19 protein-coding genes and 1 pseudogene are annotated in these 24,120 nt (G+C 70.9%); 16 read left to right on the forward strand and 4 right to left on the reverse strand.

From position 1 onward, the window contains the following. Positions 1–21: 21 nt before the first annotated feature. The 8 genes and pseudogenes from JGS22_RS26535 to JGS22_RS22195 form a co-directional block, all read left to right on the forward strand. Positions 22–771, forward strand: a pseudogene (locus JGS22_RS26535) (AraC family transcriptional regulator); the annotation flags it as partial. Next, a complete protein-coding gene (locus tag JGS22_RS27455) occupies positions 763–1,083 on the forward strand; it encodes a DUF3046 domain-containing protein (protein WP_372454339.1) in 321 nt (106 codons plus the stop codon). The pseudogene JGS22_RS26535 and the gene JGS22_RS27455, both read left to right, overlap by 9 nt. Before the next feature lie 417 nt (positions 1,084–1,500). Then, positions 1,501–2,646 (forward strand): recombinase RecA, encoded by a 1,146-nt coding sequence (gene recA, locus JGS22_RS22170; protein ID WP_211041141.1) that lies wholly within the window; start codon positions 1,501–1,503, stop codon positions 2,644–2,646. A gap of 3 nt (positions 2,647–2,649) precedes the next feature. After that, positions 2,650–3,324 (forward strand): recombination regulator RecX, encoded by a 675-nt coding sequence (recX, locus tag JGS22_RS22175; RefSeq protein ID WP_211041140.1) that lies wholly within the window; start codon positions 2,650–2,652, stop codon positions 3,322–3,324. A gap of 99 nt (positions 3,325–3,423) precedes the next feature. Beyond that, on the forward strand, positions 3,424–4,185 hold the full coding sequence (locus tag JGS22_RS22180; protein ID WP_211041139.1) for an isocitrate lyase/PEP mutase family protein: 762 nt from the start codon (positions 3,424–3,426) through the stop codon (positions 4,183–4,185). Positions 4,186–4,684: 499 nt separating this feature from the next. Further along, positions 4,685–5,173: a hypothetical protein gene (locus JGS22_RS22185; protein ID WP_211041138.1), complete on the forward strand. Its 489-nt coding sequence runs from the start codon at positions 4,685–4,687 to the stop codon at positions 5,171–5,173. A gap of 287 nt (positions 5,174–5,460) precedes the next feature. Next, on the forward strand, positions 5,461–6,750 hold the full coding sequence (locus tag JGS22_RS22190; protein WP_236074284.1) for a glycoside hydrolase 5 family protein: 1,290 nt from the start codon (positions 5,461–5,463) through the stop codon (positions 6,748–6,750). Positions 6,751–7,313: 563 nt separating this feature from the next. Continuing rightward, on the forward strand, positions 7,314–10,325 hold the full coding sequence (locus JGS22_RS22195) for an alpha-mannosidase (protein WP_211040106.1): 3,012 nt from the start codon (positions 7,314–7,316) through the stop codon (positions 10,323–10,325). A 138-nt stretch (positions 10,326–10,463) separates the two neighbouring features. Here the strand turns inward: JGS22_RS22195 and JGS22_RS22200 are convergent, their stop codons facing one another. Next, on the reverse strand, positions 10,464–11,882 hold the full coding sequence (locus JGS22_RS22200; RefSeq protein ID WP_211040105.1) for a sensor histidine kinase: 1,419 nt from the start codon (positions 11,880–11,882) through the stop codon (positions 10,464–10,466). Between the two features lie 239 nt (positions 11,883–12,121). Next, positions 12,122–12,832, reverse strand: a complete 711-nt coding sequence (locus JGS22_RS22205; RefSeq protein ID WP_211040104.1) for a response regulator transcription factor — start codon at positions 12,830–12,832, stop codon at positions 12,122–12,124. 442 nt (positions 12,833–13,274) lie between these two features. Here JGS22_RS22205 and JGS22_RS22210 point away from each other — a divergent pair, with 442 nt between their 5' ends. The 5 genes from JGS22_RS22210 to JGS22_RS22230 all read left to right on the forward strand — a co-directional run bounded on the left by JGS22_RS22210 (position 13,275) and on the right by JGS22_RS22230 (position 18,656). Continuing rightward, positions 13,275–14,051, forward strand: coding sequence for an amino acid ABC transporter ATP-binding protein (locus JGS22_RS22210; protein ID WP_308405840.1), 777 nt, complete (start codon positions 13,275–13,277; stop codon positions 14,049–14,051). 62 nt (positions 14,052–14,113) lie between these two features. Then, positions 14,114–15,028, forward strand: a complete 915-nt coding sequence (locus JGS22_RS22215; RefSeq protein WP_211040103.1) for a glutamate ABC transporter substrate-binding protein — start codon at positions 14,114–14,116, stop codon at positions 15,026–15,028. Positions 15,029–15,180: 152 nt separating this feature from the next. Continuing rightward, positions 15,181–15,828, forward strand: a complete 648-nt coding sequence (locus tag JGS22_RS22220) for an amino acid ABC transporter permease (RefSeq protein ID WP_211040102.1) — start codon at positions 15,181–15,183, stop codon at positions 15,826–15,828. Further along, positions 15,825–16,724, forward strand: a complete 900-nt coding sequence (locus JGS22_RS22225) for an amino acid ABC transporter permease (RefSeq protein WP_211040101.1) — start codon at positions 15,825–15,827, stop codon at positions 16,722–16,724. The genes JGS22_RS22220 and JGS22_RS22225 overlap by 4 nt, the downstream gene beginning before the upstream one ends. A gap of 258 nt (positions 16,725–16,982) precedes the next feature. Next, positions 16,983–18,656, forward strand: a complete 1,674-nt coding sequence (locus JGS22_RS22230) for an FAD-dependent monooxygenase (protein ID WP_211040100.1) — start codon at positions 16,983–16,985, stop codon at positions 18,654–18,656. A 147-nt stretch (positions 18,657–18,803) separates the two neighbouring features. Here the strand turns inward: JGS22_RS22230 and JGS22_RS22235 are convergent, their stop codons facing one another. Further along, positions 18,804–19,799 carry a TAXI family TRAP transporter solute-binding subunit gene (locus JGS22_RS22235; protein WP_211040099.1) on the reverse strand — a complete coding sequence of 332 codons (996 nt, stop codon included), beginning with the start codon at positions 19,797–19,799 and terminating at the stop codon, positions 18,804–18,806. A gap of 99 nt (positions 19,800–19,898) precedes the next feature. Between JGS22_RS22235 and miaB the strand changes: the two genes are divergently transcribed. Both miaB and JGS22_RS22245 read left to right on the forward strand, forming a co-directional pair. After that, positions 19,899–21,386: a tRNA (N6-isopentenyl adenosine(37)-C2)-methylthiotransferase MiaB gene (gene miaB, locus JGS22_RS22240; protein WP_211040098.1), complete on the forward strand. Its 1,488-nt coding sequence runs from the start codon at positions 19,899–19,901 to the stop codon at positions 21,384–21,386. 166 nt (positions 21,387–21,552) lie between these two features. Then, positions 21,553–22,299, forward strand: coding sequence for a class III extradiol ring-cleavage dioxygenase family protein (locus tag JGS22_RS22245; RefSeq protein ID WP_211040097.1), 747 nt, complete (start codon positions 21,553–21,555; stop codon positions 22,297–22,299). Positions 22,300–22,494: 195 nt separating this feature from the next. On the opposite strand, the gene JGS22_RS22250 is transcribed toward JGS22_RS22245, so the two are convergent. After that, positions 22,495–22,731: an antitoxin gene (locus JGS22_RS22250; RefSeq protein ID WP_211040096.1), complete on the reverse strand. Its 237-nt coding sequence runs from the start codon at positions 22,729–22,731 to the stop codon at positions 22,495–22,497. Positions 22,732–23,097: 366 nt separating this feature from the next. On the opposite strand from JGS22_RS22250, the gene miaA reads away from it, so the two are divergent. Further along, positions 23,098–24,045, forward strand: a complete 948-nt coding sequence (gene miaA / locus JGS22_RS22255; RefSeq protein ID WP_211040095.1) for a tRNA (adenosine(37)-N6)-dimethylallyltransferase MiaA — start codon at positions 23,098–23,100, stop codon at positions 24,043–24,045. Positions 24,046–24,120: the final 75 nt, after the last annotated feature.

Genomic DNA, 24,120 nt, shown 5'->3' on the forward strand with positions numbered 1-24,120 from the left:
GACACCTTCGCGGAGGCCGCGGTGACGGGCCGGGCGGCTGCGGGGGAGTGGGCCAGGCACTGGCGCTGCGAGGAGCTGCATGACACCGATCTGCTGCGTGCCCGCTATGTGCGGCACACGTTCTCGCGACACAGCCACGACGGCTATGTGCTGGCCGCGGTCACCGGCGGTGTCGAGACCGTCGGGCTGCCGGACGGCGCCGTCTCGGTCGCACCGGGCGGCGTCGTCATGATCAACCCCGAGGTGCCGCACACCGCGCGAGCCGGCGCGCCGGAGGGGTGGGCGTACGACACTCTCTACCCGACACGCGGGCTGGTGGCCGCCGTCGCCCGGGAGACGACCACCCTGCGCGGTACGGCCGCCTTCGCCGTCCCGGCTGTACGGGACGGCGAGACCTGCGCGCTGATCTCCGCGGTGCACCGTGCGGCGGAGGAGGGAAACGCGCTGGCCGCGGACAGCCTGCTGCGACAGGTCGTCCATCGGCTGCTGCACCGGCACGGCGGCCCGCTGCCGGTCCGTACGGTCCACGGAGCCGGCGCGCGGAACGCGGCTGCTGCCCGCGAGGTGCTGGAGAGCCGCATGGCCGAGCCGCCGAGTCTGGAGGAGCTGGCCACGGAGGTCGGGACGAGCCCGTTCGCGCTGACGAGGGCGTTCGGGGCGCGCTACGGGTTGCCTCCGCACGCCTGGCTGACGGACGCCCGGATCCGGCGTGCGCGCGGCCTGCTGGATGTCGGAGTCCGACCGGCCGAGGCTGCGGCGGCGGTGGGATTCGTTCGCAGTGTTCGCGGCACCCGTGGTGCTCGCGGTGTTCGCGGTGTTCGTGGTGTTCGCGGCGCTCGCGGTGTTCGCGGTGACGGAGCCCGGTGCCGAGCGCGTGATACTGGGGTCATGCGGTTGACGATTTTCTGGGAGCGGATGTCCACCCACTTCGGAGCCGCCTACGCGGATTCCTTCGCGCGCGACCATGTGATGTCGGAGCTGGGTGGGCGCACGGTGCACGAGGCACTGGACGCGGGGTGGGACGCGAAGAGCGTCTGGCGGGCGGTGTGCCGGGCCGTCGACGTACCCGCCGAGCTGCGCTGACAGGGCTCGACGCCCGGACGGTCGTGGGCGGTTGCCGGCGCGGGGATTCGTCCGTGCCGGTGGGGTGCGGAAGGTCGGCCGGACCGCGGTCGCTCCTCCGGTCCGCCCCGCCCAAGTTCCGGGCCCCGACCGGTGTTTGCGGAATGTGGGTGTTCGTGCGCCTTGAGGTTGATTTCGCGAGGTCACTCGTTTGAGTCACGTCGCAGCTCCACGAGTCGATGTGATGCCTTTCTACCGCTGTGACCTGCGGATTCGAGTTATCCACAGGGTGCGGGGCGGCACTTGACACGTAAATCGAACATGGATTCCCATGAGTGTGCCGGGGTGGCCAGGTGGCCACGGCCGGATCGATTGTCAGTGGCAGCCGCTAGCGTCTCGGACGTGAAGCGATCGACTCAAGCAAACCGGGTGGCACCCATGGCAGGTACGGACCGCGAGAAGGCGCTCGACGCCGCACTCGCGCAGATTGAACGACAGTTCGGCAAGGGCGCCGTGATGCGCCTGGGCGAGCGGCCGAACGAGCCCATCGAGGTCATCCCCACCGGCTCGACCGCGTTGGATGTCGCGCTCGGTGTCGGTGGCCTGCCCCGGGGCCGGGTCGTGGAGGTGTACGGCCCGGAGTCCTCCGGAAAGACGACGCTGACTCTGCACGCCGTTGCCAACGCCCAGAAGGCCGGCGGCACCGTGGCGTTCGTGGACGCCGAGCACGCGCTCGACCCCGAGTACGCCAAGAGGCTCGGGGTCGATGTGGACCAGCTCATCCTGTCCCAGCCGGACAACGGCGAACAGGCGCTGGAGATCACCGACATGCTGATCCGATCCGGTGCGCTGGACCTGATCGTGGTCGACTCCGTCGCCGCCCTGGTCCCCCGGGCCGAGATCGAAGGAGAGATGGGCGACTCCCATGTCGGACTCCAGGCCCGGCTGATGAGCCAGGCGCTGCGGAAGATCACCGGTGCTCTGCACCACTCGAAGACGACCGCGATCTTCATCAACCAGCTTCGGGAGAAGGTCGGCGTCATGTTCGGCTCGCCCGAGACCACGACCGGTGGCAAGGCGCTGAAGTTCTACGCCTCGGTCCGGCTGGACATCCGGCGGATCGAGACGCTCAAGGACGGCACCGACGCGGTCGGCAACCGTACCCGCGTCAAGGTCGTGAAGAACAAGGTCGCACCGCCCTTCAAGCAGGCCGAGTTCGACATCCTCTACGGCGTCGGCATCAGTCGCGAGGGCGGTCTGATCGACATGGGCGTGGAGCACGGCTTCATCCGCAAGTCCGGCGCCTGGTACACGTACGAGGGCGACCAGCTCGGCCAGGGCAAGGAGAACGCCCGCAACTTCCTGCGCGACAACCCAGACCTCGCCAACGAGGTCGAGAAGCGCATCAAGGAGAAGCTGGGCATCGGTGTGCGCACCGAGTCTCCCGAAGCGGAGCCCGGCGCCGATGCGGCCGGCGGCCCTGCGGTCGAGCCCCTGGCCACGAGCGCCGGAGCCGGCGTGGCTGCGAAGGCCGCCACCGCCGCACCGAAGAGCAAGGCCAAGCCGAGCGCTGCCAAGAGCTGACCGGTGACACGACGCACCGAGTGGGCGGTCGACGCAGCACCGGTTGATGACAGCGGTGGCCCCGGTCCGTCGAGGGCCGGAGCGGGGCCACCGCGCGGATCGAGGGAGTTCGGCGAGGGCAGGCGCTCGCGAGGGCGAGGCCGTGAGGCTGAGGACGAGCTTTCGGAGCCCACCGACCCGGCGGAGCGGGCGCGGCAGATCTGCCTCCGTCTGCTCACGGGCACTCCCCGTACGAGACAGCAGTTGGCCGAAGCCCTTCATAAGCGGGAGATCCCGGAAGAGGTAGCCGAGGAGGTGCTGTCCCGTTTCGAGGAAGTGGGCCTCATCGACGACGCCGCGTTCGCCGGTGCCTGGGTGGAATCCAGGCACCGCAGCAGAGGGTTGGCGCGCGGTGCCCTTGCGCGGGAGTTGCGGACCAAGGGCGTCGATTCCGAGGTGATCTCCGCGGCGGTCGAGCAACTCGACCCCGAGCAGGAGGAGTCGACCGCCAGACGTCTGGTGGACCGGAAGCTGGCCTCCACTCGCGGAGTGGATCCGGCCAGACGGATGCGCCGGCTGGTCGGCATGCTCGCCCGCAAGGGGTACGGCCAGGGGCTGGCAATGCGCGTGGTCAGACAGGCCCTTGAGGAGGAGGGGGAGCAGGAAGAGCTCCTGGATCATCATCTGCCGGACGACTGAGGCGGATGGCGCCGAGCCGTGCCGGGGCGCTGTTGCTCCGCCGTCCGGAAGCGCCCGTCGGCACGTTGCGGACGGGGTTCCGGGGGTAGCGTCCTCGGCATGGACTTTCGTACCACTGTTGAGCGCGCTCAACGCCTCAAGCAGCTTCACGCCGAGTACAAGCCGCTCGTGTTGCCGACCGTCTGGGACGTGTGGTCCGCGCGGACGGCGGCCGGCGCCGGGTTTCCCGCACTGACGGTCGGAAGTCATCCGCTCGCCGATTCCAGGGGCGCGGAGGACCAGGAAGGACAGACCTTCGAAGAGGTGCTCGCCGCCGTACGGCCGATCGTCTCGGCGGTCGACGTGCCCGTCTCCGTCGACCTGGAGGCCGGGTACGGGAAAGAGCCGGCAGACCTCATCGCCGGACTCACGGAGATCGGCGGTGTCGGTCTGAACATCGAGGACACCGTCCACTCCGAAGGCGGTCGGATGCGCAGTACGCAGGAGCACGCGAGCTACATCGCGGGACTGCGCGCGGCGGCCGACAACGCGGGAGTTCCGGTCTGGGTCAACGGCCGTACCGATCTCTTTCTGCACGCGGAGGCGGCTGCCGACGTCCTCGACGAGGCGATCGAGCGGCTGCGGGCCCTGGAGCAGGCGGGCGCCGACAGCGTCTACCCGGTCCGTATCCAGGACGACGACGAGCTGCTCGCGGCGGTGACCGGTTCAGTCGGCATCCCGGTGAACTCCACTGCTCACCCCGTCAAGCACGACCTCGAACGTTTCCGCCGCCTCGGCGTCGGTCGGATCACCTACGGCCCACTGCTCCAACTTGCAGCGACCGACGCGATGAAGGACATGCTGGGGCCCTGGGCGCCGTAGCAGCACCACCGTGCACATCGACTGCGCGCGCCGAGTCGGAGGCGGGGCTCGGCGACGCGTGTTGCGGAGCGGCGAGGGCGCGAGTGACAGGCGCGGGAGTGACACGGGCGTGCGCGAAGCGTTCATGACGCGTTCCGCGCAGCCGCCGCGGTACCTCATCTCCGTGGAGCGGTGACCTGAGACGCGGTCCGTTGCGGCCGGCGGTTCGAAGCGGTGCGCCGGTGCTGCGGACCGCCGACGCCTCGTCGAACGGAGACGCTGCTTGCGACCTGCAGGGATGCGGCGTCGGCCGGTGCCCGCCCGGAGGAGGTGGGCCGCACGGCGATACAGGGGCTTGCCACATAATGCGGCAGCGTCCGGCCGACGCAGGGTTGGCGGTGTGGCGTCGGTCGATCAGCGGCCGTCGCAGGCAGGGGGAGGGCGACCCTTGGGGTGTCTCCGACGGGGCGGGAGCCCGCTCCATCGGGCCGCCGTCCGTTCACCCGAGGAGGACGGGACCATGCAATCCGACGACCGACAGCCTGACGCACGGGAGTACGGTCGGCTGCGCAGTGCCGCGTACACGGCGGTGTGCACCGCCCTGCGCACCGCCCGACGGGGTCTGTCACTCCTGCCGTTGACAGCGAAAGCGTTGGCGGGACGCGGCACTTCCGGCCGTCCCGGCCGCTTGGCGGTGCCAGGGGCGCTGGTTGCGTTGGTGCTCGCGCTGGTGGCCCTGTTCTTGGTCGGCCTGGGGGTGTTCGTGGGGATCTCGGGCTACCTCTATCCGATACGCCCGGACGTCATCGAGGCGATCGGCCACCCCTTCACCGCGGACTCCGTGTTGGACAACGCCTGGGGCGGGCCGACGCTGGCGGGCGCGTGGCTGGTCCATGCGCTGGTCGCGCTGGCGATACAGGTCGTCGCACTGGCCCTTGTGCACGCGATGACACGTGTGTGGGAGCGGTTGACGGGCGTGCCCGCCGCGGGCCGGGCGGTTCAGGGCTGACCGGGCTCCCCGTCCCGGCCGTCGGCCTTCCGTTCGCGCTGGAGCGGGCCTTGCGTACGTCCGGGCTGCCGGGCATGGCGTACGCACGGCTGGTCCCCGTACGAGCTCGTTGGGGCCGCGTACGCAGCAGCGGGACGGGAGCGGGAGCAGCACCGGGCCGGGACCGCCGGACGGGGCAGGGCAGCGGGCCGGCCGACGAGCCTCCCCGGCTACGGAGCAGCCCCGCGGCCGAGCGGAAGCAGACCGCGTGTGCCCACCGCGGCGTCGAACGAAGGGTTGTGCCGAACATGTCGACCGAGCAGCACGCCGCGAGGCACTTCGGGCGCCGCGGGGCGCGGATGGGCGCCAACTACACACCGACCAACGGCTGGTTCCACCACTGGCTCGACTTCGAACTCGACTCCGTGCGCCGGGACTTCGACTCCCTCGCGGCAATCGGGCTGGACCATGTGCGGGTCTTTCCGCTCTGGCCGGTCTTCCAGCCCAACCGCACCCTCGTCCGGCCTCGCGCGGTGGAGCAGCTGTGCGCACTCGTCGACGCGGCGGCCGAACGCGGCCTGGACGTCTGTGTCGACGCGCTGCAGGGGCATCTGTCCAGTTTCGATTTCGTACCGTCCTGGCTGCACAGCTGGCATCGACGCAGTATGTTCACCCACCCCGAGGTCGTCGAGGCGGAAGCGCTTTATCTGCACACGTTGGCCTCGGCGTTGGCGGACCGGCCGAACTTCCTCGGCATGACGCTCGGCAACGAGGTCAACCAGTTCTCCGGGCCGCCGCACCCGGACCCCGACCTCTGCACACCCGACGAGGCGACCGCCTGGTTGGAACGTCTGCTTGCCGTGTGCGAGGAGGCCGCTCCGGGCCGTCTGCACGTCCACGGGGCGTACGACGCCGTCTGGTTCCGCGACGACCACCCGTTCACGCCCGCGCAGGTCGCGAGGCTCGGCGCGGCGAGCGTGGTGCACTCCTGGGTCTTCAACGGCACTGCGCAGCGTCACGGACGTGGCGGCGCGGCGACCCTGCACCACGCCGCGTACCAGGTCGAGCTCACCAAGGCGTGGGCAGAGCCGGGACGTCCGGTCTGGCTCCAGGAGGTGGGCGCGCCCGGGCCCTTGATCCCGCCGTCCTTCGCTGCGGAGTTCGCCGTGGAGACCCTGCGGAACGCGTGGGACTGCGAGGACGTTCGGGCAGTCACCTGGTGGTGCTCCCACGACGTGCCCCGCTCGCTGGGCGACTTTCCCGAACGGGAGTACGACCTCGGCCTGCTCACCTCCGAGCGCGCGCGCAAGCCGCTCGCCGACGCCGTCGGCGAGTTCGCCGCTGCCCTGCGGGCCGATCCGCCCGCGCCGCGTACCCGGAGCACGGCGCTGGTGTTGGACGTCGGCGACGAGGAGTACGCCCCCGCGCGTTCCACCACGGCGCCCGGAGGCGAGTTCTACGAGGCGTGGGCGGTGCTGGCGGAGCAGGGCGTACGCCCCACCGCGGTACTCGCCGGGCGCGCATCGGACCCCGCACATCTCTCGCGGCGCGGAATCGTCGAGGTTCTCCGCCCGGAGGAGGTCAACAGACCGGGCTGACCCGGGGGTTGGCCCGGCAGACCTCGGGCCGGCCGGCCGGGGACGCTGCCCGCCCGAGGTGGCTGCCGCTCTCGGGGTTGCTGGGTCGGCGGGCCCGTATCTCCCTGGGAAACCCGTCCGAAGGGCGCGTGCGGCCGGCGGGAGGAGGGCGGGAGGAGGGGCGTGCGGCTGGTCCGGGTCCGTCCGCCGCGTTCTTCGAGGAGATGAGTGCCGAGTCCGTGGGGGAAGCTGCGAACTCCCGCTCGGCGAACCGCGCTTCGGATCGGGTGCGCACACGGGGAACGGCTTGCCGCTCGTCCTCCTTCGGACGATTGCGGGGCAGCGTCAGTGGTAAGGCCCTGACGGAGGCCGCACCACATCTGCACACGGCACTGCTCACCGCACCGTCCGTGCCGGTTCCACACCCCGCCGGCACCTCAGCCCCGCACGCGCCCCGGCCCGCACCCCGCCTCCGACCCTCACCCACTCCGAACTCGCCACGTTCCGAACCCACCCCACCCACTCACCCCACCGCCTCACCCCAACCCCCTGCCCGCGCACACGCGTCAACGGAGCCGCACACCATGCATGACGATCGCAACATCGTTGAGGACCGCCTGCGCCGCGTCCTGGAGGAGCGGATCAAGCCCGCTGTCCACAGCTCTCCGCAACCGCTCACCGTCGCCCGCTGGGACGCGCCCGGGAAGCCGGTTCCGGTGGCCGAAGGGCTGGCCGCCGAGTACGTGAGCGCCGCCGTCGGCCAGGAGTGGGGGCCGGCCTGGGGCACCACCTGGTTCAGGGTCAGTGGCAGGGTGCCGGCCGACTGGGCCGGTCGCACGGTGGAAGCCGTGGTCGACCTCGGGTTCGAGCGGAGCATGCCCGGCTTCCAGTGCGAGGGTCTCGTCTACCGGTCGGACGGCGAGGCGGTCAAGGCGCTCAATCCGTGCAACGACTGGGTGCGCTTCCCGGACGTCCCGCCCGGTGGCGAGCTCGAGTTCTACGTGGAGGCCGCGGCGAATCCGATCCTCAACGTGCAGCAGCCCACCCACGAGGGCGACCGGCTCACTGCGAGCGACCGCCCGCTCTACCGGCTGAACCGCGTGGAGCTGGCCGTTTTCGAGAGCGAGGTGTGGGAGCTCGTCCAGGATCTGGAGGTCCTCGGCGGTCTGATGCACGCCCTGCCCGTCGAGGACGCCCGGCGGTGGGAGGTCCTGCGAGCCGTCGAACGAGCCCTGGACGCGGTCGACCTCGGCGACGTGGCCGGCACCGCGGCCGGTGCCCGGGCGCAGCTCGCAGGGGTGCTCGCCACGCCCGCCCGCGCCTCGGCGCACCGCGTCAGCGCGGTCGGTCACGCGCACATCGACTCGGCATGGCTGTGGCCGTTGCGCGAGACGGTCCGCAAGGTCGCCAGGACCGCCTCCAACATGGTCAACCTGATGGACGACCACCCCGAGCTCGTATTCGCGATGTCGCAGGCGCAGCAGTTGGCCTGGATCAAGGAGCACCGCCCCGAGGTGTACGCGCGGGTGCGGGAGAAGGTGGCGGACGGGCAGTTCGTACCGGTCGGGGGCATGTGGGTCGAGTCCGACACCAACATGGTCGGCGGCGAGGCGATGGCCCGGCAGTTCGTGTACGGCAAGAAGTTCTTCCTGGAGGAGTTCGGGGTCGACACCCGGGAGGTGTGGCTGCCGGACTCCTTCGGCTACACGGCGGCGATGCCGCAGATCGTGAAGCTCGCGGGTGCCGACTGGTTCCTGACGCAGAAGATCTCCTGGAGCCAGACCAACAAGTTCCCGCACCACACCTTCTGGTGGGAGGGCATCGACGGCACCAGGGTCTTCACCCACTTCCCGCCGGTCGACACCTACAACTCGGATCTCAGCGGCCGGGAGATGGCGCACGCGGCGCGCAACTACCGGGAGAAGGGCGCGGGTTCGCGCTCGTTGGCGCCCTTCGGTTTCGGGGACGGCGGCGGCGGGCCGACCAGGGAGATGCTTGCCAGGGCTGCCCGCCTCAAGGACCTGGAGGGTTCGCCCCGGGTGGAGATCGAGAAGCCGTCCGCCTTCTTCGAGCAGGCGCACGCCGAGTACCGGGACGCCCCTGTGTGGAGCGGTGAGCTCTACCTCGAGCTGCACCGCGGCACGTACACCTCGCAGGCCAGGACCAAGCAGGGCAACCGCCGCAGCGAGTCGATGCTGCGGGAGGCCGAGCTCTGGGCGGCGACCGCGGCGGTGCGGGTGAGCGGATACGGCTATCCGTACGCGGAGTTCGACCGGATCTGGAAGACGGTGCTGCTCCACCAGTTCCACGACATCCTGCCGGGCACCTCCATCGCCTGGGTCCACCGGGAGGCGAGGGAGACCTACGCGCGGCTGCAGAAAGAGCTGACCGCCCTCACCCTCGCAGCCCAGCAGGCACTCGCGGGCGCCGGCGACCGTCCCCTCGTCTTCAACGCCGCGCCGCACTCCCGCCACGGCGTGCCGGCGGGCGGAGCCCGGGAAGCGGCGCCGGCCGGGCCGGTCGGCTGTCACGAGCGTCCGGGCGGCGGCCACATCCTCGCCAACGAGCTGATCCGGGTGGAGATCGACGGCCGCGGACTGGTGGTCTCCGTGCGCGACCTGGCGTCCGGCCGGGAGGCGGTGGCGCCGGGCAGCGCCGCGAACCTCCTGCAGATCCACCCCGACTTCCCCAACCTCTGGGACGCCTGGGACGTCGACGCCTTCTACCGCCACAGCGTCACCGACCTGACCGACCACACCGCGCTCACCGTCGAGGCCGCCGATGACAGCGCCACCGTCACCGTCCGCCGGGAGTACGGAAGCTCCACGCTCGTTCAGCGGCTGACGCTGGCCGGTGGGTCGCCGCGGCTGGACTGCGAGGTCGAGGCCGACTGGCAGGAGACGGAGAAGTTCCTCAAGGCCGCCTTCCCGCTGGATGTGAAGGCGGACAGGTCGGCCTCGGAAACCCAGTTCGGGCATGTCTTCCGGCCGACCCACACCAACACCTCCTGGGAGACCGCGAAGTTCGAGATCTGTGCGCACCGCTTCCTGCACGTCGAGGAGCCCGGCTGGGGCGCGGCGCTCGTCAACGACTCCACGTACGGCCACGACGTCACCCGTGACGTGCGCCAGGACGGCGGGCAGACGACCACGGTGCGGCTCTCGTTGCTGCGCGCTCCCCGCTACCCCGATCCGGAGACCGACCACGGCACCCATGTGCTGCGCTACGCGCTGGTCCCGGGTGCCGGTATCGGGGACGCGGTGCGCGAGGGCCACCGGATGAACCTTCCCGAGCGCACGGTGCGCGGCGAGCGGGAGGTCGCGCCGCTGGTCACCGTCGACAGCGAGCAGATCGTGGTCGCCGCGGTGAAGCTCGCCGAGGACCGGAGCGGCGACGTGGTGGTACGCCTCTACGAGTCGCACGGCGGTCGCGCCGTCGCCGCGCTGACGCCGGGTTTCCCCATCACCTCCGTCACCGCCGTCGATCTGTTGGAACGGCCGAGGGAGGAGGACGCCGAGGCGGTCGTCTCCGGCTACGAGGGGGTGCGGGTGGCGCTCCGTCCGTTCCAGATCCTCACCCTCCGCCTTTCCCGCTGAACCGGGCGGCGGAGCGGACGACGGGACCTCCACTCCGGAGGCACCCGTCGCAGGCGGCCGGAGTTCGCCGGCCCGCGCCCGCTCGACGAGGCGTGGGCCGGCAGTGCGGCTCGAACGGCGACGGGCGTGGACGGCCCGCTACGACGCGTTGCGGGGGACCACCAGCACCACGCGCAGACCGTGCGGACGGTTGGGCTCCACCGAGAGCGTTCCGCCGCCCGCCGCCAGCAGCGCCTTGGTGATGGACAGCCCGAGGCCCGAGCCCTTGACGTTCTGGTGCCGGCCGCTGCGCCAGAAGCGGTCGCCCACCCGTGCCAACTCGTCGTCGGTGAGCCCCGGCCCGCCGTCGGCCACCACGATGGTCACTTGTTCACGGTCCGGGGAGACCGACACCGTGACGGTCTCCCCGGCGGGGGTGAACTTCAGCGCGTTGTCGACCACGGCGTCCAGCGCGCTGGAGAGCCCCACCGGGTCCACCCAGGCGGTGACTGCGCTGTTGCCGGAGGTACGCAGAATGATGTCGCGCCGTTCGGCCAAAACCCGCCAGGCGTCGACCCGTTCCGCAGCGAGGGCGCCGACGTCGGTCAGGCGCAGATCGGGCCGGCTGTGTTCGGTCAGCGCGAGGCCGAGCAGGTCGTCGAGCACCCGGGCGAGGCGTTTGCCCTCGGCCTCCACCGAGGCGAACTCCTCGCTGCCCGGCGGGAGTTCGAGGCCGAGAAGTTCGATGCGCAGCAGCAGCGCGGCGAGCGGGTTGCGCAGCTGGTGCGAGGCGTCCGCGACGAACGCCCGCTGCTGCTCCATGATCTCCTCGACGTGGCCGGCCATCTCGTTGAAGGAGCGCGCCAGGCGGCGCAGCTCCGGCGGCCCTTCGGAGGCGACGACCCTGGCGGCGAGCTGGTCGGTGGCGATGTCGTGGGCCGCCTTGTCCAGCACCCCGACCGGGCGGAGCACCCAGCGGGTGAGCTGTACGGCCGCGCCGACCGCGCAGAGCATGGCGAACGCCTCTCCGAGCGCCAGTGGCAGCCAGTGGCGCAGGATCTGGGAACGCAGCTGGTCGGTGGGGGAGTCGGTCAGCACGACGGCCACCACGTCCCCGTCGCGCACCACCGGGGAGGCAACCGCTATGCGCCGGTCCTGCCACGGCCAGACCTGTGGCGGGTCCTGGCTCCGCCGTCCCGCCAACGCCTCGTTGAACGCCTGCGCGCCCTCGCCCTGTTCGGGCAGCCGCCAGTCACCGGGCGAGGCCGCCATCACCTTCCCGTCGCGGTAGAAGACACCCGCGCGGATGCCGTACAGCTGGTGGTACCGGCTGAGTTCGCTGGTGAGCGCGGAGAGCCGCTCGTTGCGTTCGGAGGTGGGGCGCTTGGGGTCGCTGCTGTCGGTGGGCGGCACGGTGACGAACTGGGCCAGCGAGGCGAAGCGTGTGGTGTCGTCGATCCGGTCGATCACGACCCGCTGCTGCTCGGTGGCCGCCATGCTCATCGCCAACGGGAAGCCGAGCGCCAGCAGGACACCGGCGAAGAGCAGGATCAGCAGGGGCAGAAGGCGGGCGCGCACCGCATGACCGTAGTCGACGCGGGACCGCGGAGCGACGGGCTGTCCGCCACCACCCACCGATCCGGGCCGCGCACGAGGCGATCCGGGCTCTCACGAGGCGGCCCGGTTGCTCACGAGGCGGCCCGATCGCCACAAGCGGTCCGGTTGCTCACGAGGCTCCGGCCGCTGAAGCCGCGGTGCTCAAGCCGTCCCGGAGGCCCCGCAGCACGGTCCACCCGGCCGACCCCGCCGGGGCCAGGTCACCCCGCCGGGTCGATCAGCCGGTACCCCACGCCGCGCACCGTCTCGATCAGATGGGGCAGCCCCAGCTTGGAGCGCAGCGAGGCGACATGGACCTCCAGCGTCCGGCCCGTGCCCTCCCAACTGGTCTGCCAGACCTCGCTGATGATCTGCTCCCTGCGGCAGACCACGCCGGGGCGTCCGGCGAGCAGCGCGAGCAGGTCGAACTCCTTGCGGGTCAGTGAGACCAGCTCCTCGTCGACCTGCACCCGTCGGGTGTCCAGGTCGACGGCGACGGTGCCGAAGTGCAGTACGCCGCGTCCGGGCCGGTCGTCGCCGGGCTGCTCGGGCAGATCGTCGACGGGGTGCCTGCGGCTCACCGCGTGGATGCGGGCCAGCAGCTCGCCGGTGTCGTAGGGCTTCACCACGTAGTCGTCGGCCCCGAGATTGAGACCGTGGATGCGGGAACGCACGTCCGCCCTGGCGGTGACCATGATCACCGGGATGCTGCTGTGGCGGCGGATGCGTCCGCAGACCTCGAAGCCGTCCTGGTCCGGCAGGCCCAGATCCAGCAGGACCACCGAGAACGGGGTGCCGCCGACGACCGGCAGCAGCGCCTGCATGGCCTCCTCGCCGCTGCCGGCGTGCACCACGGTGTAGCCGTGCCGCCCCAGTACGGCGGTGAGGGCAGCGGCGACATGTGTGTCGTCCTCGACCAGCAGAAGCCGCATAGGACCTTCCTTCCGTACTCTGCGGCGACGGGCACCGCCGATTTCGGCAGTTCCGTGCGCCGTCGGCTCGCTGTCTGCGAGCCGACCCCGTGAGAGCCCGCGCAACGTGACCCGGCCGACCGTGGGCGACCAAGGTCCCGTGAGCACTCGCGGGACCCGTTCCCCACGAGCGTCCGTGCACTTCGGGAGCCCTGCGGGCTCTTTCGTTGTACGGCGCCGCAGATTACGCATCCACGCTTACGGGGGCCAGTCGCGTCAAGACTTCTGCGCCCACCAGGGGTTCTTCCGTTATCCGGCCGGTACGCTGCCGGTCGGGTCCTTTACGTAGGGTGTTGACGTGTGACGGGATCGTTATGCTCAATTTCCCCTCAGATGTACTGACGGCGGTTCACGCAGGTCATTAAGGTCCCCTCAACCGATGAGGAGGGAGCGAGTGACGCCGATGGGTGAAGTATCGGTGACTAAGGACGCCGCAGGCGCGGCGGACCCGCTGGTCGTACTGGACAACGTCAACAAGCACTTTGGTGCGTTGCATGTGCTCCAGGACATCGACATGACTGTCGCCAAGGGCGAGGTCGTCGTCGTGATCGGTCCCTCCGGGTCCGGCAAGTCCACGCTGTGCCGCACGATCAACCGTCTGGAGACGATCGACTCCGGTCGTATCGAGATCGACGGCAAACCGCTGCCCGAGGAAGGTCGCGAGCTGGCCAAGCTGCGGGCCGATGTCGGCATGGTCTTCCAGTCGTTCAACCTCTTCGCACACAAGACGGTGCTGGAGAACGTGACGCTGGGCCAGACCAAGGTGCGCCGCAAAAGCAAGGCCGCGGCCGACGAGCGGGCCCGCGAGCTGCTCGACCGCGTCGGTGTGGGCGCTCAGGCGGACAAGTTCCCCGCCCAGCTCTCCGGCGGTCAGCAGCAGCGCGTCGCGATTGCTCGGGCGTTGGCGATGGAGCCGAAGGTGATGCTCTTCGACGAGCCCACCTCCGCCCTCGACCCCGAGATGATCAACGAGGTTCTCGAGGTCATGCAGCAGCTGGCTCGTGAGGGAATGACGATGGTCGTCGTCACGCACGAGATGGGCTTTGCCAAATCCGCCGCGAACCGCGTGATCTTCATGGCCGACGGAAAGATCGTCGAAGAGGCGACTCCCGACCAGTTCTTCAGCAACCCGCGCAGCGACCGGGCGAAGGACTTCCTGTCGAAGATCCTCCAGCACTGAAGACACGACGCAGCGGCCCGGCGGGGCCAGGCACATCAACCGAAGACGAGGGAAGTTCAGTCATGAGACTCCGCAAGACCAGCGCGGCCCTGGCCGCCTCCGTGGCGGTCGTACTCGCTCTCACCGCCTGCGGCAAGGAGGGAAGCGCCGGTGACGACAACGACGAGGAGGGCCCCGAGGTCCCCACGTACACCGTTGCCGACGACGTCGACGTCGACTCGCCCGTGCTGAAGGCGGCCCAGAAGCGCGGCAAGCTCATCGTCGGTTCCAAGGCCGACCAGCCGTACCTCGGCTTCCAGGACCCCAGCTCCAAGAAGTACGAAGGCTTCGACGTCGAGATCGCGAAGATGATCGCGGCCGACCTCGGCTTCGACCCGGAGAAGGACATCCAGTGGAAGACGATCGACTCTTCCATTCGTGAGACGGCGGTCTCCAAGGGCCAGGTCGACCTCATGATCGGTACCTACACGATCAACGACGAGCGCAAGAAGCAGGTCGCCTTCGCCGGTCCGTACTACATGGCCGGCCAGGACCTCCTGGTGCGCAAGGACGACGACGCGATCAAGGGCCCGGACAGCATCAAGGGCAAGACGGTCTGCTCCATCAAGGGCTCCACTCCGCTGCGCAACATCACGGAGAACAAGTCCGAGTACGGTGCCAAGACCATCGAGCTCGGCAAGTACACCGACTGCGTCAAGCAGCTGGTCGACGGCCAGGTCGACGCGATGACCACCGACGACGCCATCCTCAAGGGCTACGCGGCGCAGCGCCCCGACGACCTCAAGGTCGTCGGCGAGACGTTCAGCGACGAGCCCTACGGCGTCGGCATCAAGCTCGGCGACAAGGCGCTCAAGGACGCGGTCTCCGACGCGATCGAGGCGCACATCGAGAACGGCGACTACAAGAAGGCGTACGAGGCGACCCTCGGCCGTTCCGGCTCGGAGTTCGTCGACCCGCCGAAGCTCGACCGCTCCTGAATCCGCTGACACCGGACCGGACCCCGCTGTTCGGGCCGATCGAAGCGTGAAGCACGAGGTGCCCCGTATGTCCGCACTCGAGGGCGTACGGGGCACCCTCTGTCCTGCCCATCCCGCTCCCCGCCCGCGCGGAGATTAACGCGGAGACCTAGATGAACGTATTGCTCGACAACCTGCCGTTGTTCCGGGAGGGGTTCATCGGAACCCTTTCGCTCACGGCCGCGAGCGCGCTGATCGCCCTTGTGCTGGGAGTGGTGATCGCCGGTTGCCGGGTCTCGCCGATCCCGCCCCTGCGCTGGTTCGGCGCGGCCTGGGTCACCCTGCTGCGCAACACCCCGCTCGTCCTGCTCTTCGTGGTCGCCTTCTTCATCCTGCCGAAGGTCCTCTTCCCCGGCATGAGCCCGTACGTGCTGGCGGTCCTGGCCCTGAGCTTCTACACCTCCTCGTTCGTGTGCGAGGCCGTCCGCTCGGGCATCAACACCGTCGACGTCGGCCAGGCCGAAGCGGCTCGCAGCCTGGGAATGACCTTCACCCAGACCCTGAGCCTGATCGTGCTCCCGCAGGCGACCAGAACAGTGATCGCCCCGATGAGCAGCATCATGATCGCGCTGACCAAGAACTCGGCGATCGCCGGCGCCTTCAGCAACGCCGAGCTCTTCGGCACCCAGAAGGACCTCAGCGACATGGGTTACAACATCCTGTTCGTCTTCTTCTGGATCGCAGTCGCCTTCCTCATCATCACCTTTTCCATCTCCGGCCTCTTCCGACTGCTGGAGCGCAAGCTGGGGGTCGCGCGATGAGCTCAGTCCTCTACGACGTGCCTGGCCCCCGGGCCAAGGCGCGGAACCTGATCCTCTCCGTGGTCGGCGGGATCGCCCTGCTGGGTGTCGGGGCCTTCATCGTCTTCCGGCTCGCCCGCACCGGGCAGTTGGCGCCGGAGATGTGGGAGATCCTGCAGTACACCTCCACACAGGAGCGCATCTTCGAGGGCCTGGTCGCCACGTTGAAGGCGTTCTTCTTCGCCGGGATCTTCTCGGTGGTCCTCGGCGTGCTGCTGGCGGTCGCCCGGCTCTCCGACCACCTGCCGATCCGGTGGTTCGCCACCGCCTTCATCGAGCTCTTCCGTGCGGTGCCGCTGCTGATCACGATCTTCGTGTTCTGGCAGGGCTTCCTCATCAACGACCCGATGTGGGCCCTGGTCCTCGGTCTGACCGTCTACAACGGCTCGGTCCAGGCCGAGGTGCTGCGCGCCGGAATCCTCTCGGTGCCCAAGGGGCAGGTCGAGGCCGCGTACGCGATCGGCATGCGCAAGAGCCAGGTCATGCTGACCGTCCAGATCCCGCAGGCCGTCCGCGCGATGATGCCGACGATCATCAGCCAGCTGGTGGTGACCCTCAAGGACACCTCGCTCGGCTACATCATCGTGTACGAGGAGCTGCTGTACGTCGCGCGGCAGTTCTCCGACAACACCCTCATCAACGGTGCCAACCCGGAGGTCGTTCTCCTGGGCGCGGTGGGTGCGCTGTACGTCGGCATCTGCCTGCTGCTGTCCTGGTTCGCGACCTGGCTGGAGAAGCGCGGCCGGCGTGCCAAGACCGGAATCAAGGTTGCCGACGCCGAGCCCGTCGCGGAGCCGGACAAGGCACTCGACGGCAAGGACGGCAAGGACGGCAAGGACGGCAAGGACGGCAAGTGAAGTACCCGCACCGGCCCGTGTGAAGCACCCGCACGGGCGCGGGCGGCGAAGGGGAGCAGCGCGAGGTCGGCGCTGCTCCCCTTCGGTGCGTCGGTGCCCACCCCATGCTCACTTGACGCGTGCACGGGCAGTGGGTTGCATACCGGGTGTGATCACGCTCCACGGCCGCCGCCTCGCGTCAACTCCCCGTCCCCACAAGAGCGCAGGCCACCGTGCCTGCAGTGAGACCCGCTCGCGGGGCCGGGAGGTCTCGCAGCCGTGGAACCGGTGATCATCGTCGGTGCCGGCCCGGTCGGTCTCGCGCTCGCGCTCTCGCTGGCGCGCCACGAGGTGCCCACCGTCGTGCTGGACGCGGGGGACGGGCGGATCACCCCCCGGCCCGCGCGCAGCTGCGTACTGCGGCCCGACACCGCCGCGCTCGTACAGCGCCTGATAGCTCCCGAACCGCTTCCCGGCGCGCGCTGGATGGTGTGGCGCACCCTGCGTCGCGGACAGGTGCTGGAGCAGCGGGACTTCACCCCCGCCGACGCCCCGTTACACGTGCCCGAGCACACCTTGCGCAAGGCCTTCCGCGCCGCGGCCGGGCGCACCGGGCTGGTGCGGATCGTCGACCACAGCAAGGTCGTCGAGCTGGAGGCGTACGAGGACGGGGTGCGTGCGCGCACCAAGGGGGAGCAGGGCGAGGTCTGGCGGGGCAGCCATCTGGTCGGCTGCGACGGCATCCGTTCCACGGTCCGCAAGCTGCTCGGTACCCGGTTCCCCGGCCGCACGGCGGTGGAACGGCACGCGGTCGCGGCACTGCGGGTCGCACTTCCCTGGCCGGAAGAGGCGCTGCTGCACCGGGAGATGCCCGGCGGCAAGGGCGGCGAGGTCTGCGCCCGGGCGCTCCCCTCGGGGGTGTGGCGGCTGGACTGGCTGCTGCCCGCGCGCGGTGAACTGGTCACGCCCGACGCCCTGTTGGAGCGCATCCAGGAGACGCTCGCGGCCTGGACGGGCGAGCAGGACCCCGCGTACGAGCTGCTGGACACCGGGGTGCACACCGCCCACCAGCGCCTGGCACGGCAGTGGCGCAGAGGACGGGTCCTGCTCGCCGGGGACGCCGCGCATCTGCTGGGGGCGCTCGGCACCCAGGCCGTCGACGAGGGTCTGCGGGATGTGGACAACCTGGCCTGGAAACTCGCCCTGCACCGGCTCGGCGCCGGCGACGAGGGGTTGCTGGACAGCTACGAGCAGGAGCGCCGCGGCGCCGTCGTCGCCCGGCTGCGCGCGGTGGACCAGGCGCTGCCCCTGGTGCGCAACGCCGGGGCGTTGCGCACCCTGCTCCCCGGTGGTGCCCGGAGCCGGCTGACGCTCCTCACCGACGGCCATCTGGGCCGCGGGACGCTCGGCGCCGCGCCGGAGCACCGCGGCTCCCCGCTCACCACCGCGCCGCTCGGTGGCGGCGTCGCCACCGAGCCGGGCGAGCGCGCGGAGGACATCCCGCTGACCGCGCTGGACGGCACCCGCCAGGCGCTCTCCGAGCGGCTCGGTGCCCGGTTGCTGGTCGTCCTGGTGGCGCCCGGCACCGCGGTGTGGGACAGCCGGCACTGGCTCAACGCAGGGGTGATGCCGGAACTGGCCGCCGCCGTGCGGGCGTTGCCCGCTCCCGCCGAGCTGTTCGTCACCGAGTCCTACCCGGGGGCGGCGGCGCACACGGTGCTGGTGGTGCGTCCCGACGGCTATCTCGCGGCAGCGCTGCCGGGGGTCCACCGCGAGGAACTCGGCCGCGTCGTCGCGACGTTGGCCGGTTGGGCCGACGGGCGGGACCGTGCGTCGGACGGCGGCCCGCCCGCGGGGTCGTCCAGGGGCGGCGGTGCTACGGACCCGGACCCGGCTCCCGGCCGGGAGCCGGCGGAGGACGGCGCGCGGGTGGCGGGGCAGGGCACTGCGTAACGGCACGCGGCGGCGGCTTCGAGTCGTCGGGCTCGGGCTCGTCGTACCGGGCCGGGTCCCGCCGCGCTCAGTCGTGCCGGGGCGCGAGAACGTCTCGGTCTTGCCGTGCCCGGAGGCGGACGGATCGGGCGCCCAAGGCGGCGGCGGTCAGGGCTTGACGGTGCGGTAGTAGCGCTGGGCGCCCTCGTGCAGAGGGAGCGGGTCGGTGTAGATCGCGGTGCGCAGATCGACTCGCTGGGCGGCGTGCACCCGCGAGCCGATGTAGTCCCGGTTCTTGATAAGTGCCCTGGTCAGGCCCTCGGTGAGCGATTTCTCCGCGCGGTCTGTGGTCACCAGCAGATTGGCCACCGCCACCGACTCCACCGCCTCGCCCTGCTGCACCTGCGGGTAGGCGTCCGCCGGCATCACCGCGGCACGGTAATGGCGGGCCTGCGGATCCTGGGCGTGCAGCGCCGGCACCAGGCTGCCCAGCTCCACCAGTCGGATGTCGCTGCTGGCCGCCAGGTCCTGGATGGCGCTGCTGGGCAGCCCGCCGGTCCAGAAGAAGGCGTCCAGGCCGCCGTTCTCCAGGAGTTCGGGCATCAGGCCGATGCCCTCGTAGACCTGGCGGACGTCCTTCGCAGGGTCCAACCCCGCCGCGCGCAGCAGTCGTTCGGCGACCGGACGCACACCGGACTGCCGCTGGCCGACACCGACCTTCAGCCCTCGCAGGTCGGCCGCCGACTCGACATCGGAGTCGGCGCGGACGACGAGCTGCACGTAGTCGTCGTACAGCCGGGCGCAGGCCCGCAGCCGGGAGGCATCCTTGCCTCCCGAGGTGAGGTACGCCGCCACCGCGTCGGCCTGGGCGATGGTGAAGTCGACCTTGCCGGCGACCACTTGCTCGATGTTGTCGACCGAACCCTGGCTCGGGCGCAGCCCCAGCTCGACCTCCGGCAGATCGCGGGGGAGCCGCTCCTTGAGCAGCGTTCCGTAGCGGGCGTACACCCCCGACGGAACGCCGGTGGCGAGCGTCGCGGTCCCGGTGGGCCGGTCGCGCCCGCCGGGGGTCATCCACCACAGCAGCGAGACCACCACGACCAGGGCGCCGACCGCCCACAGCACATGCCGTCTGCTCGGCCCGCGGGCCGGGAACCTCACCATGCGCCCGATCCTGCCATCCGCGGGCCCGGCGGCCGACCCCCGCGTTCGCGGTGGGCGGGGAGGAGTGCCTTCGGGATGCGCGTACCCTGGTCGATTGAGATGACTGCCAAGACTTATGAGCTGCGCACTTTCGGCTGCCAGATGAATGTCCACGACTCCGAGCGGATGTCCGGTCTGCTGGAGGACGCCGGCTACGTACGTGCGCCCAAGAACGCGGACGGTGCCGACGTCGTCGTCTTCAACACCTGCGCGGTGCGGGAGAACGCCGACAACCGGCTGTACGGCAACCTCGGCCAGCTCGCGCCGAAGAAGGCGTCCCGGCCCGGTATGCAGATCGCCGTCGGCGGCTGCCTGGCGCAGAAGGACCGGGACACCATCGTCCGCCGGGCGCCCTGGGTCGACGTCGTCTTCGGCACCCACAACGTCGGCAAGCTGCCGGTGCTGTTGGAGCGCGCGAGGGTCAGGGAAGAGGCGCAGGTCGAGATCGCCGAGTCCCTGGAGGCGTTCCCCTCCACGCTGCCCACGCGCCGGGAGAGCGCTTACGCGGCCTGGGTCTCCATTTCGGTCGGCTGCAACAACACCTGCACCTTCTGCATCGTTCCCGCCCTGCGCGGCAAGGAGAAGGACCGCAGGCCGGGCGACATCCTCGCCGAGATCGAGGCGCTGGTCGCCGAGGGCGTCACGGAGATCACCCTGCTCGGGCAGAACGTCAACGCCTACGGCAGCGACATCGGCGACCGCGAGGCGTTCAGCAAGCTGCTGCGCGCCTGCGGCCGGATCGACGGGCTGGAGCGGGTGCGCTTCACCTCGCCGCACCCGCGCGACTTCACCGACGACGTGATCGCGGCCATGGCCGAGACGCCCAATGTGATGCCGCAGCTGCACATGCCGCTGCAGTCAGGATCCTCCAAGGTCCTCAAGGCCATGCGGCGTTCGTACCGCCAGGAGCGTTTCCTCGGCATCATCGAGAACGTCCGCGCGGCGATGCCCGACGCCGCCATCTCCACCGACATCATCGTGGGCTTCCCCGGCGAGACCGAGGAAGACTTCGAGGAGACCCTGCACGTCGTGCGCGAGGCACGCTTCGCGCAGGCGTTCACCTTCCAGTACTCCAAGCGCCCCGGGACCCCCGCGGCCGAGATGGACGGGCAGATCCCCAAGGAGGTCGTCCAGGCGCGGTACATGCGCCTGGTCGCGCTCCAGGACGAGATCTCCTGGGAGGAGAACAAGCGCCAGGTCGGCCGCACCCTGGAGCTGATGGTCGCCGAGGGCGAGGGACGCAAGGACGGCGAGACGCGCCGGCTCTCCGGCCGGGCACCGGACAGCCGCCTGGTCCACTTCACCCGCCCCGAGGAGCCCGTGCGCCCCGGCGACATGGTGACCGTCGAGATCAGCTACGCCGCCCCGCACCACCTGCTCGCCGAGGGCAAGCCGCTCGGGGTGCGCCGTACCCGTGCCGGCGACGCCTGGGAAGCGCGGCAGGCCGCGCCCGAGGGGGCCGGGGGCGGCGGCGTGATGCTCGGGCTGCCGAAGATCGGCGCACCCGAGCCGCTGCCCGCTCCGACGGGCGGCTGCAGCGCCTGCTGAGCCGACGGCTCGTACGTCCGATCCTCCGCCGCGGCTCGTGGACAGGTGCGGGGCCCGTTCGCCCAACTCGCGCTGCTCACGGGCCTCTTGGGACGCGCTGCCCCCGCTGAGGGGCGACGGACTCCGCCGGGCCGGGCGCAGGGAGGGGCGCGGGTAGGCTGCGGACATGCTTGCCGCTGCCGCTGTCTGCCCCTGCCCGCCGGTTCTCGTCCCCGAGGTCGCGGAGGGTGCTGTGGCGGAGCTGGACGCGGTGCGCGACGCCTGCGCCGAGGCGCTTGCGGCCCTCGCTGCGGCCCGCCCGGAGCGGCTGGTGGTCCTCGCCCCGGTGGAGCGGGACGGGAGCGGGCAGTACCCGGCGGGCAGCGTCGGAGGGCTGCACGGCTTCGGAGTGCCCGCGGAGTTCGTCCTGGGCCGGGCCCGGTTTGAGGAGACTGCCACCGAAGCCGGCGGAGAACCACCGGCGGCGGTACGGGAGTTGCCGGCGCCGCTGACCGTCGGCGCGTGGCTGCTGCGTTCGGTTTCCTGGCGGGCCGCGCCGGTTTCCGGCCTCGGCGTGGACCGTGCGCTGCCGACCGCGAAATGCCTGAGAGAGGGCCGTCGACTGGCCGCGGGCGAGGAGCGGTTGGCCCTGCTGGTCCTCGGCGACGGCAGCGCGTGCCGCACTCTCAAGGCACCGGGCTATCTCGACGAGCGGGCCGCGCACTTCGACGCGGCTGCCGCACGTGCCCTTGCAGAAGCCGACCACGCCGCCCTCGGCGCACTGGACGCCGATCTCGGCGGAGAGCTGCTCGCCGCGGGCCGGGCACCCTGGCAGGTGCTGGCCGGCGCGGCGGAGGACGCCGGCCTCAGCGGCCGGCTCCTGCACGACAGCGCCCCGTACGGCGTCGGGTACCTGGTCGCGTCCTGGAGCTGAGGCCTCGCGGCTCCCTGAAGACCTCCTGCACTCCCCCGGGAAGCGACCCGCGCGCCCGCAGGCTCGGGGCACAGCCGGCGCCGGCTGCGCAGCGGCGCTGTCGGCTCGCACTCGCAGGGGAGCACCCTCTCCGTACGAGCCGACCGCTGGACGCCGCGGCACCCGCATCCGCAGGGGCCGGGCGGAGTGCGGGACTCAGCGGCCCTTGGTGCCGTCGTCGCCCTCGCCGCTCCGACCGCCGTCACCCTTGCCGCCGTCACCCTTGCCGTTGTCGCCGAGGGCTTCCTTGGCCTTGTCGGTCCCGGTCCTGATGTGCTTGCTGTACTTGCCGCCGGTCTTGGAGTCGACCGCCTGCCCGGCCTTGTCCAGCCCCTGGCCGACCTTGTCGCTGTGCTGTCCGAGGAGGCCCTTGATCTTTTCCATGATTCCCATGACGGCTGCCTTCCGTGAGTCCAACGGTGAGTTCCTGCGGGCGGATTCGCGGTCGGTGCGGTCCACGGCCGCACCGCACCCCTGCAGTTGCCGCACCCTCCGCGCAAGCGGTGAGGGGTCGGCGCCCACGCGCACGGTGGTCCGGGACCTTCCGCGAAGCCGCTTGATCGTATCCGCCCCGAGGAACGGGACGTTCCGCATTCCGGACGGACAGTCTTCTCTCGCTGTCCGATTTTACGTGCCGGCGCAGGCCCGCGCCGGGTGGAAGCCGCCACCGCCCGCACCCCGCCCCGGACCGTACGTACGCCGCGGACCCGAGCGGACGCACGGTCCCGTCCGTCCTCCGGGTTTGGGAGACTGGCGCGCGTGAACAGTCGTGTCTGCGCCCCTCAGGTCATCGCCGTCGTCGGCCCCACCGCGGCCGGCAAGTCCGACCTCGGCGTCGCGCTGGCCCGCACACTGGGCGGCGAGGTCGTCAACGTCGACTCGATGCAGCTCTACCGCGGGATGGACATCGGCACCGCCAAACTGTCCGAATCCGAGCGTCGGAACGTGCCGCACCATCTCCTGGACGTCTGGGACGTCAGCGTCACCGCGAGCGTCGCCGAGTACCAGACGCTGGCCAGAGAGCGGATCGACGCACTGCTCGCCGACGGTCGCACCCCGGTGCTGGTGGGCGGTTCCGGGCTCTATCTGCGTGCGGCGATCGACGCCCTGGAGTTCCCGGGCACCGATCCGCTGGTGCGGGCGCGGCTGGAGGAGGAGCTCGACCGCCTCGGGCCCGGCGCCCTGCACGCGCGGCTCGCGGCCGTCGACCCGGCCGCGGGGGAGGCGATCCTGCCGAGCAACGGACGCCGGATCGTACGGGCGCTGGAGGTCGTCGAGATCACCGGCCGCCCCTTCACCGCGCACCTTCCCCCGACCGACGAGCGTCGCGAGGTGTACCGGACCCTGCAGATCGGAGTCGACGTGGCCAGGCCGGAGCTGGACGAGCGCATCGCGGTACGGGTCGACCGGATGTGGGAGGCGGGGCTGGTCGCCGAGGTGGAGGCGCTGGAGCAGCAGGGGCTGCGCGAGGGAGTCACCGCCTCCCGGGCCCTCGGCTACCAGCAGGTGCTGAGAGCGCTGGCGGGGGAGTACACCCTGGAGGAGGCGCGCGCCGAGACCGTACGCGCCACCAAACGCTTCGCGCGCCGCCAGGACACCTGGTTCCGCCGGGACGAGCGTGTGCACTGGTTGAGCGGGGCCGTACCCGAAAGAGCGGAACTCCTCGCACGGTCACTGGCGTTGATCGATCGCCCGGTCACAGCCTGATCACGTGATGGCATCGGGACGCTCAGTCCGGCCGGGAGGCGCGTGCAGGCGTGCCATCATCGACGATCGGAGCCG

It is taken from the genome of Streptomyces tardus (assembly GCF_018101125.2).
GTDB classification, from domain to species: domain Bacteria; phylum Actinomycetota; class Actinomycetes; order Streptomycetales; family Streptomycetaceae; genus Streptomyces; species Streptomyces tardus.